The sequence below is a fragment of the Klebsiella sp. M5al genome, from assembly GCF_002090195.1.
GTDB lineage: Bacteria > Pseudomonadota > Gammaproteobacteria > Enterobacterales > Enterobacteriaceae > Klebsiella > Klebsiella grimontii.
Genome location: NZ_CP020657.1, coordinates 5,784,735 through 5,800,138 on the forward strand (window position 1 = coordinate 5,784,735; position 15,404 = coordinate 5,800,138).

General features: G+C 54.5%; 15 protein-coding genes, 1 pseudogene and 1 other annotated feature. Of the genes and pseudogenes, 3 read left to right on the top strand and 13 right to left on the bottom strand.

What is annotated here, in order from left to right; translation table 11 throughout:
* Positions 1-71: 71 nt before the first annotated feature.
* Positions 72-818 carry a GntR family transcriptional regulator gene (locus tag BWI76_RS27890; RefSeq protein ID WP_004871803.1) on the top strand — a complete coding sequence of 249 codons (747 nt, stop codon included), beginning with the start codon at positions 72-74 and terminating at the stop codon, positions 816-818.
* Here BWI76_RS27890 and BWI76_RS27895 read toward each other — a convergent pair.
* From BWI76_RS27895 to ibpA, 4 genes and pseudogenes are all read right to left on the bottom strand, one after another.
* Positions 786-2,447, bottom strand: coding sequence for a putative transporter (locus BWI76_RS27895; RefSeq protein WP_004126911.1), 1,662 nt, complete (start codon positions 2,445-2,447; stop codon positions 786-788). The genes BWI76_RS27890 and BWI76_RS27895 overlap by 33 nt on opposite strands.
* 98 nt (positions 2,448-2,545) lie before the next feature.
* Positions 2,546-3,372 (bottom strand): annotated as a pseudogene (gene dinD, locus BWI76_RS27900) (DNA damage-inducible protein D).
* A 138-nt stretch (positions 3,373-3,510) separates the two neighbouring features.
* On the bottom strand, positions 3,511-3,939 hold the full coding sequence (gene ibpB, locus BWI76_RS27905; protein ID WP_004126915.1) for a small heat shock chaperone IbpB: 429 nt from the start codon (positions 3,937-3,939) through the stop codon (positions 3,511-3,513).
* A 118-nt stretch (positions 3,940-4,057) separates the two neighbouring features.
* Positions 4,058-4,471, bottom strand: a complete 414-nt coding sequence (gene ibpA / locus BWI76_RS27910; protein WP_004126917.1) for a small heat shock chaperone IbpA — start codon at positions 4,469-4,471, stop codon at positions 4,058-4,060.
* Positions 4,465-4,540: a sequence feature (ROSE (Repression Of Heat Shock gene Expression) occurs in the 5'-region of heat shock genes and acts as an RNA thermometer to modulate expression.), on the bottom strand. (Overlaps the previous gene by 7 nt.)
* Before the next feature lie 298 nt (positions 4,541-4,838).
* On the opposite strand from ibpA, the gene BWI76_RS27915 reads away from it, so the two are divergent.
* Entirely contained in the window at positions 4,839-5,171 is a 333-nt protein-coding gene (locus tag BWI76_RS27915) for a YceK/YidQ family lipoprotein (RefSeq protein ID WP_004871809.1), read from the top strand.
* A gap of 1 nt (position 5,172) precedes the next feature.
* On the opposite strand, the gene BWI76_RS27920 is transcribed toward BWI76_RS27915, so the two are convergent.
* From BWI76_RS27920 to BWI76_RS27960, 9 genes are all read right to left on the bottom strand, one after another.
* On the bottom strand, positions 5,173-6,399 hold the full coding sequence (locus BWI76_RS27920) for a DUF3748 domain-containing protein (protein WP_049087036.1): 1,227 nt from the start codon (positions 6,397-6,399) through the stop codon (positions 5,173-5,175).
* Positions 6,400-6,458: 59 nt separating this feature from the next.
* The gene (locus tag BWI76_RS27925; RefSeq protein ID WP_004871811.1) at positions 6,459-7,403 is read right to left on the bottom strand and encodes a 2-hydroxyacid dehydrogenase; all 945 of its coding nucleotides are present in this window, start codon (positions 7,401-7,403) and stop codon (positions 6,459-6,461) included.
* Positions 7,404-7,417: 14 nt separating this feature from the next.
* Positions 7,418-8,728 carry an MFS transporter gene (locus tag BWI76_RS27930; protein WP_004871812.1) on the bottom strand — a complete coding sequence of 437 codons (1,311 nt, stop codon included), beginning with the start codon at positions 8,726-8,728 and terminating at the stop codon, positions 7,418-7,420.
* Positions 8,729-8,822: 94 nt separating this feature from the next.
* Positions 8,823-9,971: a galactonate dehydratase gene (gene dgoD / locus BWI76_RS27935; protein ID WP_004871813.1), complete on the bottom strand. Its 1,149-nt coding sequence runs from the start codon at positions 9,969-9,971 to the stop codon at positions 8,823-8,825.
* Entirely contained in the window at positions 9,968-10,585 is a 618-nt protein-coding gene (locus tag BWI76_RS27940) for a 2-dehydro-3-deoxy-6-phosphogalactonate aldolase (RefSeq protein WP_004871815.1), read from the bottom strand. Before BWI76_RS27940 ends, dgoD begins: the two co-directional genes overlap by 4 nt.
* Positions 10,569-11,444 (bottom strand): 2-dehydro-3-deoxygalactonokinase, encoded by an 876-nt coding sequence (locus BWI76_RS27945; RefSeq protein WP_004871818.1) that lies wholly within the window; start codon positions 11,442-11,444, stop codon positions 10,569-10,571. The genes BWI76_RS27940 and BWI76_RS27945 overlap by 17 nt, the downstream gene beginning before the upstream one ends.
* On the bottom strand, positions 11,441-12,130 hold the full coding sequence (gene dgoR / locus BWI76_RS27950; RefSeq protein ID WP_004126932.1) for a D-galactonate utilization transcriptional regulator DgoR: 690 nt from the start codon (positions 12,128-12,130) through the stop codon (positions 11,441-11,443). Before dgoR ends, BWI76_RS27945 begins: the two co-directional genes overlap by 4 nt.
* A 243-nt stretch (positions 12,131-12,373) precedes the next feature.
* Positions 12,374-13,186 (bottom strand): sugar-phosphatase, encoded by an 813-nt coding sequence (gene yidA, locus BWI76_RS27955; RefSeq protein WP_004871821.1) that lies wholly within the window; start codon positions 13,184-13,186, stop codon positions 12,374-12,376.
* Between the two features lie 114 nt (positions 13,187-13,300).
* Positions 13,301-14,326, bottom strand: coding sequence for a zinc-dependent alcohol dehydrogenase family protein (locus BWI76_RS27960; RefSeq protein ID WP_004871822.1), 1,026 nt, complete (start codon positions 14,324-14,326; stop codon positions 13,301-13,303).
* Positions 14,327-14,435: 109 nt separating this feature from the next.
* Here BWI76_RS27960 and BWI76_RS27965 point away from each other — a divergent pair, with 109 nt between their 5' ends.
* Positions 14,436-15,371 carry a LysR family transcriptional regulator gene (locus BWI76_RS27965; RefSeq protein WP_004871823.1) on the top strand — a complete coding sequence of 312 codons (936 nt, stop codon included), beginning with the start codon at positions 14,436-14,438 and terminating at the stop codon, positions 15,369-15,371.
* Positions 15,372-15,404: the final 33 nt, after the last annotated feature.

Below are 15,404 nucleotides of genomic sequence, written 5' to 3' on the forward strand. Positions count from 1 at the left end.
GTATTTACTGTATTTTTATAGTGAATAATTCATGCTCAATCGTTTTCAACTGAGTGAATAGAGGTCTACTGGTGATCTACAAATCCATCGCCGACAGATTGCGTCTGCGGCTGAATTCCTCCGATTTCGAGGTCGGCAGCCCGCTTCCTGGGGAAAAAAAACTAGCGGAAGAGTTTGGCGTCGCGCGCATGACCATCCGCAAGGCGATAGATCTGCTGGTCGCCTGGGGGCTGGTGGTGCGTCGGCACGGCTCCGGCACCTATGTCGCCCGTAAAGACCTGCATCATGAAACCACCAATCTGACCGGGCTGGCCGAAGTGCTGCGCAAGCAGGGTAAAGAGGTGATCAGCCGGGTATTGGTTTTCGAGGTCATGCCCGCCCCTCCGGCTATCGCCAGCCTGCTGCGGATACAAATTGATGAACGGATCTACTTCTCGCGCCGGGTGCGCTATGTCGATGGCAAGCCGCTCATGCTCGAAGACAGCTATATGCCGGTAAAGCTGTTTCGCAATCTGTCGCTGGCGCATCTGGAGGGATCGAAGTTCGATTACATCGAGAAGGAGTGCGGGTTAACCATCAGCGGTAACTATGAAACGCTGTCGCCGGTGCTGGCTGACAGGCAGCTGGCGCAGTCGATGAACGTGCCGGAACAGACGCCGCTGCTGCGTATTACCTCCCTTTCCTACAGCGACAGCGGCGAGTTTCTGAACTATTCGGTGATGTTCCGTAACGCCAGCGTCTATCAGGTGGACTACCACCTGCGGCGCGTCCGCGCGGAGAATCCGTTAACCTATCCCCCAGAACAGCACCGCCAGTAGCTGCGGCGTGATAATACGTAAGAACATGACCAGCGGATAAACCGTCGCGTATGAAAGGGCCGCCGCGCCGCTGGTGGCATGCAGGTTGTTGGCAAAAGCCAGCGCCGGAGGGTCGGTCATTGAACCGGCCAGCATGCCGCACAGGGTCAGGTAGTTCATCTTCGCCAACATGCGCGCCAGAATACCGACCGCCAGCAGCGGGATCGCGGTGATAAAAATGCCGTAGACAATCCAGCTCATACCGTCGCCTTCAATCAGCGTCGCCACAAAGTCGCCGCCGGATTTCAGCCCAACCACCGCCAGGAACAGCACAATACCCAGCTCGCGTAGCGCGAGGTTGGCGCTGGGCGGCATAAACCAGTACAGCTTACCGATGCTGCCGATACGCCCGAGGATCAGCGCCATAATCAGCGGCCCTCCGGCCAGACCCAGCTTCAGCGCCGCCGGGAACCCCGGAATAAACAGCGGAATAGAGCCCAGCAGCACGCCTAAGCCAATGCCGATAAATACCGGCAGCATCTGCACCTGCTGCAGTTTTTGCTGGGCGTTGCCAAGCTCGGCGGCCACCGCGTCAATCGCCTCCGGACGGCCGACCAGGTTGAGAATATCACCGAACTGCAGGCTGGCATGGCTGCTGGCCACCAGTTCAACCCCGGCGCGATTGAGGCGCGAGATCACCACGTCATAGCGCTGTTTAAAGTGCAGATCGCGAATCCTTTTACCTAACACTTTTTCGTTGGTGACCACCACGCGCTCGACTTTCAGATCGGTACCGCGCGTGGAGAGCGAAGTGGAAACTTCCTTGCCAATCACCAGTTGGGCATTGTGCAAATCCTCCGGCCGCCCGACCAGATGCAGCAGGTCCCCAAGCTGAATCAGGGTATTTGGCGCGGGCACCATCAGCATCTCCTCACGCTTGAGGCGCGAGCAGATCAGCTTGTCGCTGTTGAGCATCGGCACATCCTGAATCGCCATATTGTTCAGGTTCGGGTTTTCGACCCGCACGTTGATGGTCTGAAGATGCGCATGGCCGTTGCCGCTGATCTCGTCAAACTGCTGGGCCTCTTTCTCGACGTTAATGCGGAAAAACAGTCGCACCAGCCACATGGTCAGCAAAATGCCGCAGATGCCGAATGGATAGGCCATGGCGTAGCTCATCCCCATCTGATCGACGGTATCAAGCGGTACGCCAAGGTCGCGCAGGATCTGCTGTCCGGCCCCCAGCGCAGGCGTGTTGGTTACCGCGCCGGAGAAGATACCGAGCACCACGGGAAGAGGGATATCGAACAGTTTATGCAGGACCGCGGTGACCAAGCCGCCGAGAATGACGATCAGAATAGCGAAGAGGTTCAGCCGCAGGCCGGAGACGCGCAGCGAGGCGAAGAAGCCCGGCCCGACCTGGATACCGATGGTATACACAAAGAGAATCAGGCCGAATTCCTGAATAAAGTGCAGCATTGGGCTGCTGAGCGTAATGCCCGCCTGGTCCACAAAGTGGCCGACGATGATGCCGCCAAACAGCACGCCCCCGATACCGAAGCCGACGCCGCGCACTTTTACATTGCCGATCCACAATCCGACGACCGCCACCAGCGCCAATACGCTAACGGTCAATGCTATATCACTCATCGTCTCTTCCCTGTGTATAACATTACTCACAATGAGGATTATGACCGGTACTCACCAGGCTGTATGCCGCCTGGCGCACAATAATCACGGGATCAGGTTTACGACTCAGGGGAACAGTTCTTTTTCGCGGCGATTTTTAGCTGCTGAATACTTTTCTCCGGGGAAGGAAGCGCTTCCGGCATCGTGCCGCCAAGTTCTTTGATAGTCTGGCGTACTTTTTGACCTACTTCATAATGGGTTTGATTGGCCAACTGCTTCGTATCAACCTCATCCCGGCGTAGTTTTTCTTCCGTTTGAGTAGCGCGAAACAGGTTGGCTGCAAGTTCAGTAGACCCCATATGGTCGAGAATTTTTTGGCTTTTCTTCAGCCTCTTACGCTCGTGAATCGCTTTTTGATCCAGTCCGCCATAGAGGCCTTTATAGCCATGGTTCTGGAAAATAGCGAAATCCAGCGTTGTCTGTACGCCCGCTAGCTGGGCCGTTTCAACAAGGTGTTTATTATGTTCTTTCAGCTCATTGCGCAAAAATAGCCGCTTCTCATCCTCTCGTAGAGATTTAAAGGTTTGATCGTCCTTCAGTTCCTGACGCCGGGTTTGCAACGCAAAGTAGGTTTGCCCCGCGGCAATGACCGGTTTCGACGGATCGCCATTTTGCACAACCAGATAGCAGGCGTCGCGGGATAGATGAATGTCTTCAAGATTCCTGCTGGAACCGGAACCCAATTCGACCATTTTGTTGGACTCAACAAAATGGTCTGAGGGTAGCTGACCGCTCGCCTCACATGAAATTATCGCTTTTGAGATTACCTTTTGAAAATTTCTCCACTCTTTATAGTCCAGTAATGGCCAAGGTTTCGGGCAGACCAATATTCTCTCCCCGCCTCATCTCTATTTTTGATCGCTTCGAATGGCTGCTGTTCGTTCATTACAGATCCTTTGTTTCAGTGAGCCTATAAAATCTGATTATTTTTTAAACTGAAACATCCGTTGCAGCAAGGGGATTTAATGCGCTCCCGCGCACAAAAAAGCCCCGAAAATCGGGGCCTTATGAGTGGTTCGCTTAATTAGCTATCTAACGCGGGGCGCTCGCTGATGGCGATGCGCTGCGGGGCGATCTGTTCCGGCTCGTTGCGGGTCAGATCGATATGCAGCAGGCCGTTGGTAAAGGTAGCCCCGGAGACTTCCATATTTTCGGCGAGCGTGAAGCTCAGGCTAAACGCCTGGTTAACCAGCCCCTGGTGTAGCCATTTGGTCTCTTTTTCCGGCTGCTGCGGCGCGCCTTTTACCGTCAGGCGCGTGCCTTCAAGCTGGATATCCAAATCTTCCTGACGGAAACCGGCCAGCGCAAGGGTAATGCGATAGTGGTTATCGTCGCTTTTTTCGATGTTATAAGGCGGGAAGGTCTGGCTTTCACCGGCGGTTTGCAGCGCGTTGGCCAGTTTGTCAAAACCGATCCATTGACGCAGCAGCGGGGATAAATCGTAGTTACGCATTGTGTTTCTCCTTCTAAGAAGCGAGTGGTTAGCTGCAAATCCTGCGGATTCGCATTTGCCCCCTGACGGCAGGCAGATTTTTGCATTAATACCGGGCCGCGTTGGCGGCCCAAGGAAATTAGTTGATCTCGATACGGCGCGGTTTATTCGCTTCGGGAATCACTCGCTCGAGGTCGATATACAGCAGGCCGTTTACCAGGTTGGCGCCGCGAATATGGATATTTTCCGCCAGCTGGAATTTACGCTCAAAATTGCGTTCAGCGATGCCCTGATAGAGGTAAGTACGCTCTTTCTGTTCGGCGGCATGGGCGCCTTTCACGATAAGCAGATTATCCTGAGCGGTAATTTCCAGTTCGCTCTCGGCAAAACCGGCCACCGCAATCGCGATGCGGTAGTTGTTCTCGTCTACTAACTCAACGTTGTACGGAGGGTAGCCGCCATTACTCTGGCTTTGATTATTTTCTAACAGATTGAAAAGGCGGTCGAAACCAATAGCAGAACGATACAGCGGGGAGAGATCGAAATTACGCATAATACATAGCTCCTGAAATCAGCGAGAATTATCTGACCTTCCATCATGGACAGGTCGTTATTAAGCGGAATACCCATTCGGCGTATTCTCTGAGTGACACATTCCTAAAATGGGTATATCCATGCCCTTTTCAAGGTGAAGAGGGCAATTTTTTTTGCAGTTTGCGGTCTATTGCTTAGACTGGAGTGACAGCACAAAAGGCAAAGTGCGACGCCTGCCACAGTGCGGCGCAATCGCACTATGCATCCATGGAATGGCCCGATATAACCGATATGTACGCCATTCTTCAGACCGCGTCTTTACCGGCGGCGCTCTGAAATTTTTGTACATTGAAGGTTCTATCAACGCCCGTAACGATGACGGAAAAATGATGAAAAACGGTCTGTTAAAGCTGGTCCTGTTTAGCGGGATGATAAGTTTAGGCGGTTGCTCCAGCGTGATGTCACATACCGGCGGTAAGGAAGGAACCTATCCGGGAACGCGCGCCAGCGCGCAAATGCTGGGAGATAGCGATGCCAACTGGGGAACGAAATCCCTTGTGGCGCTGGATATGCCCCTTACGGCGGTAATGGACACGCTGCTGCTGCCGTGGGATATGTTCCGCACCGACAGCTCGGTCAAATCGCGCGTTGAAAAGAGCGAGAAAGAGACGCTGGCGACCAACTCCGTGATCCCGCCAGCGCGGATGACTAATCAGTAATTTAGCGCCCCGTTGCGGTTACCCATAGCTGGCGGTAACCGTCTACCTCCTCCATCCAGGCAAGCTGTTTGCCGTCTGGCGAAAAGACGATCGCATCGGCCGATGGCGGATTGGCATGTTCGTCGGTCAAAAAGAGGATGTCCCCGCTCAGCGCATCACAAAGCGCGATTCGGTTTTCCAGCACAAAGCCCAGCCATTTCCCCGACGGATGCCAGTTAAACGCCGACTGGATATCAGAGCGGTTGTGGGTCAGCTGCCGCAGCCCATCACCCTGCGACGAGATAAGCCACATTTGCGCCACCCCGGCATCGTCGCGCAGCAGAAAAGCCATCTCCGTTGCCTGCGGGTTGGCCCGCACCCAATGTCGCGGCGTATTCACCAGCCCCGGGTAACGACGTTCATGGGTAAACGTTAAGCGGCGCTGGACCACGCCGGCGGGGGGAGCCGGCATCGTGGCGTCCGTTCCAGCAAGCGGCGCATCGCCAGACTGCTTCCAGCCCTGCTCGCTCTGCGGCAGCTCGACAATAAACAGCTCCGGCACTTTGTCGCCGTTTATCGCTCGCGTATCGCCAATAAACGCCAGCGCCCGGTCACCGACCCAGCCCTCTTCATAGGCGCGATTAATCTCGTCGCTGCCCGGCGCGGGGGACGACGTTGTGCGGCTGACCAGCACGCACCAGTGGCTGCCGCCGTATTGCCGTGGATGATCCCCACGGGGTATTACCGGGCCATAGGGAACCGCCACGCCAACGTTGCGTAAATCCAGCGCCGGATCGCGTTCATGCAGCACGTGGTCGTTATAGGTAAAACTGACGAGCTCGCCGTTCGGGCTGAAAACATGTACATGGCTGCCGCCGCGCAGCGCGCCAGGGGTATAGGGCGGAGTGATATCCATCGCATCAAGGTTGCGCGTTTCCCCCTGATACGTCACCACGCCGCGGCGATGGTGAAAATCGTAATGCCAGCGCTTATCCGGGTTTTCCGGACCGTGGATGAAGACATATTTATCTACCGATGGATGAACGGTCACCACGCCAACGTACGCGCCTTGTCCGGCACGGTAGAGGATCTCAACCTCTCCCGTCTCGACATTCACCCGCTCGATCGTTTCGCCGGTAAAAGAGGCGCCAGAGGGACGAACGTCAAAAACCAGCCACCGGCTGTCCGCCGTCCAGGTGTGGGTGTTGGTAAGCTGATGATGGCGGGGAGCAAAAGTGACTTGTTTCATGGGAGATAAACTCTGAAGCCTAAGTTGCGCTTCAGAGTAGTTGATCCGCCAAAAAATGACTATGGTTCAAGCGCGGGAACAGGCGTAACCAAAGTCTTATTTTTTGCCCATCCCGACACGTTTTCAAGAACTAACCTGGACATAGCCTCCCTGGTACTCCAGGTCGCGCTTGCCATATGTGGCGTGACCACCACGTTCGCGCGGCGCAGGAGCGCCTGCGGCACTTCTGGCTCCTGGCTAAAAACATCCAATCCTGCTCCGGCGATAATTCCTTGTTCGAGGGCTTTTATCAGAGCAAATTCATCAACAACGCTGCCGCGAGAAATGTTGATTAAAATGCCGCTCGCGCCCAGAGCCGAGAGTACCCGTTCATCAATAAGCGCCTGGTTTTCCGCACTTCCTGGCGTACATATCACTAAAAAATCTGTTTGTGACGCCAGTGTTGAAATATCCTCAATCCACGGATAATCCAGCCCCGGTATTGCTTTCCGATCGCTATAAGCAATCTGCATCGCAAACCCTTCGCAGCGTCGGGCTATTGCCTGCCCAATTCTCCCCATCCCAACGATCCCAACACGCGAGCCCGAGACCTTACGCGTCCACTGAAAGCCCCCCTGACGCCAGCCTCCCGCCTCAATAAACTTCTGTGCAGAAACGATTTGTCGCGATGTCGCCAACATCAGCCCCATCGCTAAATCAGCAACATCATCCGTTAATACGCCCGGCGTATGGCTGACAGCCACACGATGATCTGCCGCAGCACGAACATCAACCCCATCATAACCCACGCCAAACACAGCAATAAGCTCCAGAGAGGGTAGGCTGGAAATCAGCTGGCGCGTTACGGTGGCCTCACCATTGGTGATCATAATAGTGAATTGTTCAGCCAGGACTGCCAACTCTTCGCGTGTAAGCGCCTCATATTCATAAACTTCATACAGACTGTTCAGCTCCGCCGTAAGTTGGTCAGGCAATGATGCTTGCTTTAATATTTTCAGTTTCATACTTATCTATTCGCTTATAAGGAAGAGTGGGCAGAGTGCTTTAAGGAGGTATCTTTACCAGTACGCGAAACGGCTATACCGATAATTCCTCCTAATACCAGTGCGATAGCAACAATAAGCAGGCCGTAGTGATAGCTATGGGTCACATCTTTAATCTTGCCTAAAACAGGAGGCAGGCCTAAGCCAACAAAATTCGCGATAGTGTTAATAAAAGCAATTGAGGCTGCTGCTGCAACGCCAGCAAGCTTTTCAGTGGTGACCGCCCAAAAAACGGGGGTCAGAGCAAAGTTGAACCCAACGGTAAGCACCAGCAGGATATAAGAGATCAGTAGGTTATCTGAATAGATAGCCACCCCCAGCGATACGCCGGCAAGAATCAATGGTAACCCCATATGCAACGATCGCTCTTTGGTGAGATCGGAATGCCGGCCGTTAAGATACATAAATAAGCAGGCAAAAATAAACGGCACCGCGGATAGTAAGCTAATAACAAAATTGCTTTGCTCGCTGGCGATGCTTTTTAGAATCAAAGGTAAAAACAAGGTAATACCAATAGAACCGAAAGCTTGTAAAAACCACACCAAACTTAATAAGAGCACAACTTTATTTTTCAAAGCGCTCAGCCACGAATGATTTTTATTGACCATTACATTTCGATTATCTTCCTCTAATTGTGATACTAACCATTCTTTTTCTGAACCCGTTAACCAGTGTGCTTTTTCAGGACTCGATGGCAGCAACCATAAAACCATCACACCAAGGATAATAGCCGGGATTCCTTCTATCGCAAATAACCAACGCCAACCAGCGATATCAGCAATACCGTGCATATTCAAAATAAACCCGGATATTGGTAAACCAATAATTGATGCCAGAACCGACCCCATATAAAAGAATGACATAGCGCGAGCTCGATTACTTTTAGGGAACCAGCAGGAAATATAATAAATAATCCCGGGGGTAAACCCAGCCTCTGCCATTCCCAACAAAAAGCGCATCACATAGAGCTGCGTTGGGGTATGTACCAGCGACATCCCTGCGCTTACAATACCCCAGGTTATCATTATTCTCGCAATCCAAATACGGGCACCTATGCGGGTCATAATAACATTGCTGGGAATTTCAAAAATAATATAGGAGATATAGAACATTCCCACCCCGAGACCATACATGCTGGCTGTCAGACCTAAATCCGCATTCATTTGTAAGGCCGCAATAGAAATATTGGTTTTATCAAGGTTTGCAACAAAATAGCAAATAATCACAAAAGGTATTATTTTGCTATTGAGTTTTTTTAGTGTAGATGTATAGAGTTCAATGCTCATAAATTATTACCTCATCATCCTGCCTTCAGCAGTAAGAATCCCTCTGACAGAAGGCAGAGATTGATATTGAGAAACTAATGAACTAATTAAGATACTACCATTCAGCAACAACACCGTCTTCCAGACGCCACAATGGATTACGCCAGTCCGGCGCGTTCTGACTTAATTCCATAACCCGCGCTTCATCTATTTCTACGCCAAGTCCGGGCTTCATTAATGGTTTAAAGAAACCGCCTTCCATATTGAAGTCCTCTTTATTTTTCACAAAGTCGAGTAATTCCGCGCCCTTGTTATAGTGAATACCCATACTTTGCTCCTGGAAGACAGCGTTATAAGAGACAAAATCGACGTGCAGGCAGGCGGCCAACGCAATGGGTCCCAGCGGGCAGTGCGGCGCCAGCGCCACGTCGTAGGCTTCGGCCATTCCGGCGATTTTATAGCACTCGGTAATACCGCCGGCATGCGACAGGTCGGGTTGCAGAATAGCCAGCCCACCGGCTTCCAGCACGCGTTTAAACTCGAAGCGCGAGAACATGCGTTCGCCCGCCGCGATAGGAATCGAGGTTTGCGCCGCCAGCCGGGGATAATATTCTGCCTGCTCGGCAAGCACCGGCTCTTCAATAAACAGCGGACGATACTGTTCCAGCTCTTTAATGAGTACTTTCGCCATCGGCGCGCTAACGCGGCCGTGGAAATCGAGGCCGAACTCAATTTCATTGCCGAACGCTTCGCGAATTTGCGCGACGGTATTCACCGCCGCATCCACCGCACGAGAGTTATCGATAAGCCCCAGCTCTTCGCAGCCGTTGAGTTTAAAGGTGTCAAAACCAATACCGCGCAACTTCTTGATGCCATCAATCACCTCTGCCGGACGGTCGCCGCCAACCCAGCTGTAGGCTTTGATTTTGTCGCGCACCAGGCCGCCCATCAGCTGCCAGACCGGCGCGTTCAGCACTTTGCCTTTAATATCCCACAGCGCCTGATCGATACCGGCGATGGCGCTCATTAAAATCGGACCGCCGCGGTAAAAGCCCGCGCGGTACATCACCTGCCACAGGTCGTTAATCCGCGCCGGATCCTGGCCTATCAAATAATCGCCGAGCTCATGCACCGCCGCCTCTACGGTGCGCGCGCGCCCTTCAATCACGGGCTCGCCCCAGCCAACCACGCCTTCGTCGGTGTCAATTTTTAAAAACATCCAGCGCGGGGGTAAACGATACGTGGTGAGTTTGGTTATTTTCATTGCACTGCCTCTCGATACGCTTTAACAAATGCTGCCGCCTGCCGTTGGGTACGCTCTACGGATTGGCCGGCGCGATAAAGATCGCTGCCCAGCCCGGCGCCGGTACAGCCTGCTTTTATCCACTGCGCCAGATTTTCCGGCGTCACGCCGCCCACCGCAAAAACGGGAACCTCCGGCGGCAAAACGGCTTTTAACGCTTTGATGTAGTCAGGGCCAAAAGCCGAAGAAGGGAAGACTTTCAATGCCTGAGCCCCGGCGTCCAGCGCGGCGAACGCTTCCGTCGCCGTCGCGCATCCCGGACAAACCGTCATGCCGTAGCTCACCGCACGACGAATGACCTCGGGCTGAATATTGGGCGTGACGATAAGCCTGCAGCCCATTTGGGCAAGCTGGTCCACCCGTTCTGTATTAAGCACGGTGCCTGCGCCAATCAGGGCTTTATCGCCATAAGCCTCAACAACGGCGGGAATACTCTTTTCCCACTGTGGTGAGTTGAGCGGAATTTCAACGGCGTCAAATCCGGCGTCAATCACCGCCCCCACATGCGCCAGCGCCTCTTCCGGCGTAATCCCGCGCAGGATAGCGATAAGCGGTAAGTTAGTTTGCCACTGCATGGATGATGCTCCTTACTCCTGTCTGAAATGCGTTATCACCTGACACCACGGTGGTCTGACGGCCAATGGCGCTCAGGGCCTGCTGATAGCGGTTCGCCAGCGCCTCGCCGCCGACAATGGTGACCTGCGGGTCGCGAAAGCGTTCGCTCAGGGTGGCGACTTCCGCGCCAATCAGCAGCCCCGACAGAAACTCGCCGACCTGCTCGCGCGGCAGCGACCCCAGCACGTGCGAAGCGCGCACCTCAAAAAGCCGCGGCAGGATGTCTGGCGAATGCAGGCCGCGCTCAAGCCCGGCGTTAAACGCGCCGGGAGCGGAGACCTGCTCCGGTAACCCGGCGCCGACCAGCGAGTGGCGCAGCAGCAGATAATGCAGTTCGCCGGTCATCACCGTGCGAAAGTCGTTAATTTGTTGGCGGTCGGCCTGCACCCATTTGCAGTGGGTGCCGGGCATCACGTAGATGGAAGAAGGGGCAATCATCCGCGCGCCGAGGAGCTGAGTCTCTTCGCCGCGCATCACATTCTGGTTAGCGTCGCGGGAGACGCTCAGCCCGGGAATAATCCAGACTTTGTCGCCAACGGACGTCAATTGTTGGCCAATGGCGGAGAAATCAACGGGAACGGGCAAATAGGGCGCCACCTTCCAGCCGACGTTGCTACCGACCATTCCTGCCAACACCGCCGGGGTCGCGCCGTCGCGCCAACCCCGGGTTATTTCACTAAACACCGCCGCGGGGGATTCTCCGTTCAAACGCGTGACGCCTGCTGCCGATTGCCTGCTCTCCAGGCACTGGTCGTCCTGATAAAGCCAGGCGCGCAGGTTGGTCGATCCCCAGTCAATTGCGATGTAGCGAGATGTCATGTGATTTCCTTTAACCTTCGTGTCGAGCTGGCGATCATGGTGAGCGCCGCCTGCTCCGCCGCTTCGCTGTCCTGATGCCGGATGGCGTCAAACAGCGCCTTATGTTCCTGGAGCGTTTTCGGCATGTTGGCCTCATCGCCCATCCAGGTCCTTTCAAATACCGCCCGCTGTAGCGAACTGATCGCCACGTTGAGCTGTTGCAGAACCGGGTTATGCACCGACTGCAGCACCGCCTCGTGATAGCGAATATCCGCTTCGTTAAACGCCTCCCTGTCCTGGTTGTTGGCGATCATGTCGTTGAGCGCTTCTTCTATTTGCGCCAGGTCGCTCGACGTCGCACGCTCGGCCGCCCAGCGGGCAATCGCGGGTTCAACCAGGTTACGTACCTCGCTCATCGCGCTAATCAGCCGCGGGTCGTAATCGCTCTCCAGCACCCACTGTAAAACGTCGGTGTCGAGATAATTCCACTGGTTACGCGGTGCAACGAACGCGCCGCGATAGCGCTTCATTTCAATCAGCCGCTTAGCCATCAACGAACGGAACACTTCGCGAATGATATTGCGCGAGGTGGCAAACTCCTCACACAGGTCGGCTTCCGCGGGCAGCGCAGAGCCGGGAACGTATTTGCCGCTGACAATCTGCTTGCCCAGCGTGATGACGATGCGATCGGTTTTATTGAGAGTCATGGAGAGTCCTTGTGCTCTGGATATCTCCCTCTACTTTACCGCGACCGGCGGATTTAACCGCAACTTTGTAGTACTAACGCGATACCACTCGTCATCGCCATGGACACAATGTAGTACAATACAAATATGTTGTACTACAATTTAGATCACAAAAACGACAATTCGGTTTGGGGATTTTGCGGTGGGGTAAACTCAGCGCATAAAAAAACCCGCGATAAACGCGGGTTTTTCAGAAAGAGATCTTTAGTTTAAGACATACTTTTCAATAGCATATGCCACACCGTCTTCCAGGTTGGATTTGGTGATAAAGTTTGCCGCTTCTTTGACGGCCGGAATCGCGTTGTCCATCGCCACGCCGACGCCAGCGTATTCAATCATCGCAATGTCGTTTTCCTGATCGCCAATCGCCATCACCTCTTCCGCTTTGATACCCAACGCATCAGCCAGCGATTTCACGCCGGTGCCTTTGGTGACGCGTTTATCAAGAATTTCAAGGAAGTACGGCGCGCTTTTCAGCACGGTGTATTTCTCTTTCACTTCAGCCGGAATGCGGGCGATAGCCTTGTCCAGAATCGCCGGCTCATCGATCATCATCACTTTCAGCAGCTGGATATTCGGATCCATCTTTTCGGCTTCGCAGAAAACCAGCGGGATCGTCGCCACATAGGATTCATGTACCGTGTAATAGCTCACATCGCGGTTCGCGGTATACAGAGTGTTGCGATCGAGCGCGTGGAAGTGGGAGCCGACATCGCGGGCCAGCTGTTCCAGATAGCGGTAGTCGTCGTAGCCCAGCGCGGTCTGCGCAACGGTACTGCCGTCGCTCGCCTTCTGCACTAAAGCACCGTTATAGGTGATGCAGTAATCTCCTGGCTGCTCCATATGCAGTTCTTTCAGATAGCTGTGCACGCCAGCGTAAGGGCGGCCGGTGGTCAGTACCACGTTGACGCCGCGTTCACGGGCTGCGGCAATCGCAGTTTTCACCGCAGGAGAGATAGTATGGTCAGGCAGCAGCAGCGTGCCGTCCATATCGATTGCAATCAGTTTAATAGCCATGAAATCCCCGGGTAAGATGAGTCCTTACTCATGCTAACGCGATTAAGCCCACAAAAATAGAGCTACATTGCACAGCAGAATCCCCCCTTTTAGGCAAAACCCGGGGACGAGATATTACTCGTGGGTGAGGACAATTTTACCAAACGCGCCGCGATCGAGGTGTTCTAGCGCCTGTTCAAGCTGGTTAAAGCGGTAACGGTGCTCGATCACAGGTTTCAACCCGGTCACGTCAACGGCGCGAACGAAATCTTCCAGCGCACGACGGTGCCCGACGCCAATCCCCTGAATCACGGGGGATTTCAGCAACAGTTCGCCCGCGGACAGCGAGATTTCACTGCCGGCCAGCACGCCGATGACCGAAATACGCCCATGAACCGCCACGGCGCGCAGGGAATGCCTCAGGTTCTCCCCACCAACGGTTTCAATAATATGGTCAATGCCGCGATCGTTTGTCAGTTCGTATATCCCTTCAGCCCAGTCGCCTTTAAGCCGGTTGATGCCATAATCGGCGCCGAGTTGTTTGGCCCGCGCCAGTTTTTCATCGCTTCCCGACGTGACAAAAACCTCCGCCCCCTGCGCTTTGGCAATTTGCAAAGCGAATATCGCCACACCGCCCGTGCCCTGCACCAGCACCGATTGTCCGGCGCGCAAATGACCGCGCTCCACCAGCGCGAACCATGCGGTAAGCCCGGCGCAGGGTAAGGTGCTGGCCTCTGCGTCATCCAGGGTTTCCGGGGCGGCCACCAGCCCGTTTTCATTCACAATCACGTACTCAGCCAGCATCCCCTGAAAGTAACCGCCGGTCGTTTTATAGGGCAAAGTGCGGGCGTCCGCTGTTGGCCTACCGTCGATCCACTCAGGGAAAAAGGTCGAGATGACGCGAGCGCCGGGTTTAAAACGCGTGACGCCCTCTCCCGTACTTTCCACCACGCCCGCCATATCGGATGCCGGCGTAAACGGGAAGGAAAGCGCGATCGGCATGGAGCCTTCGATAACCATTTTATCGCGGTAGTTGAGCGCAACGGCATTCACCCGAACGCGGACTTCTCCTGGCCCTGGCTGCGGCACGGGCGCCTGGGTGAGTTTGAGATTCTCGCGCCCGAGGGCGTTCATCGACCAGCGCTGCATTGTCTCTGTCATTTTTTTCTCCTGGCATCAAATAAGCTTCAGTATCGACAGTCTACCGTTGACTCAGCGTCACCAGTGGCGATAACTTTTCCCACTATTGACGCCAGAAAAGAAACAATCTATGTCTAATACGCTGAAGGATATTCCGGTTTTTGTAGCCGCCGTTGAGGCGGGCAGTTTTGCGCAGGCCGCAATCCGTTTACATTTGTCGCGCTCGGCGGTGGGAAAGAGCATCGCTCGCCTTGAGGAACGACTGGGGGTACGTCTGTTTCAACGTACGACCCGCAGCCAAAGCCTGACCGACAACGGCGCCCTTTTTTATGAACGTTGCCTGCGCGCGCTGGAGGAAATTCGGGGCGCAGAATCGCTGCTGGAAACGGGCAAACAGCAGGTCAGCGGCCGCCTGCGCGTTGCCATGCCGGTGCTGTTTGGTCGCCAGTGCGTCGCCCCGCTGCTGATCGCGCTGGCGCAGGAACATCCAGGCCTTGAGCTGGAGATGTCATTCAGCGACCGGGTCGTGGATCTCGTCGAGGAAGGGTTTGATATGGCGGTACGTAACGGCACGCTTCAGGACAGCAGCGTTCTGGTCGCCAGAAGGCTGGGAGAACACCGCATGGTACTGTGCGCCGCGCCGGATTATCTGCAGAAGAAGGGTACGCCGCAAAGCGTTGATGATTTGCCCCATCATGCGGCCATTAACTATCTGCAGGCAGGCAGAGTGCTATCCTGGCAGCTGATGGATAACGAAGGTGCCTCGCACACCTTTACACCCCGTTCATCGCTCAATATGGATGATTTGCAGGCGATCTGCGACGCTGCGCTGGCCGGACACGGCATTGCATGGCTGCCCTGCTGGATGGTCAGCAAAGACATTCATGAGGGAAAACTCGTCCCGCTGTTAAAGCAGGCGCCGGATGTGCGCTTCGACATTCACGCGGTCTGGCAACAGACGCCGCATCTACCGCTGAGGGTGCGAATTGCCGTCGATACGCTCGCCAGCCGTTTACCGTCCGCGATGTCGCTGGATATGCCTGCGCCCATAAAAAAGCCGCGCTAAACGCGCGGCCTGAGTCTGGCGGTGTAACAACGA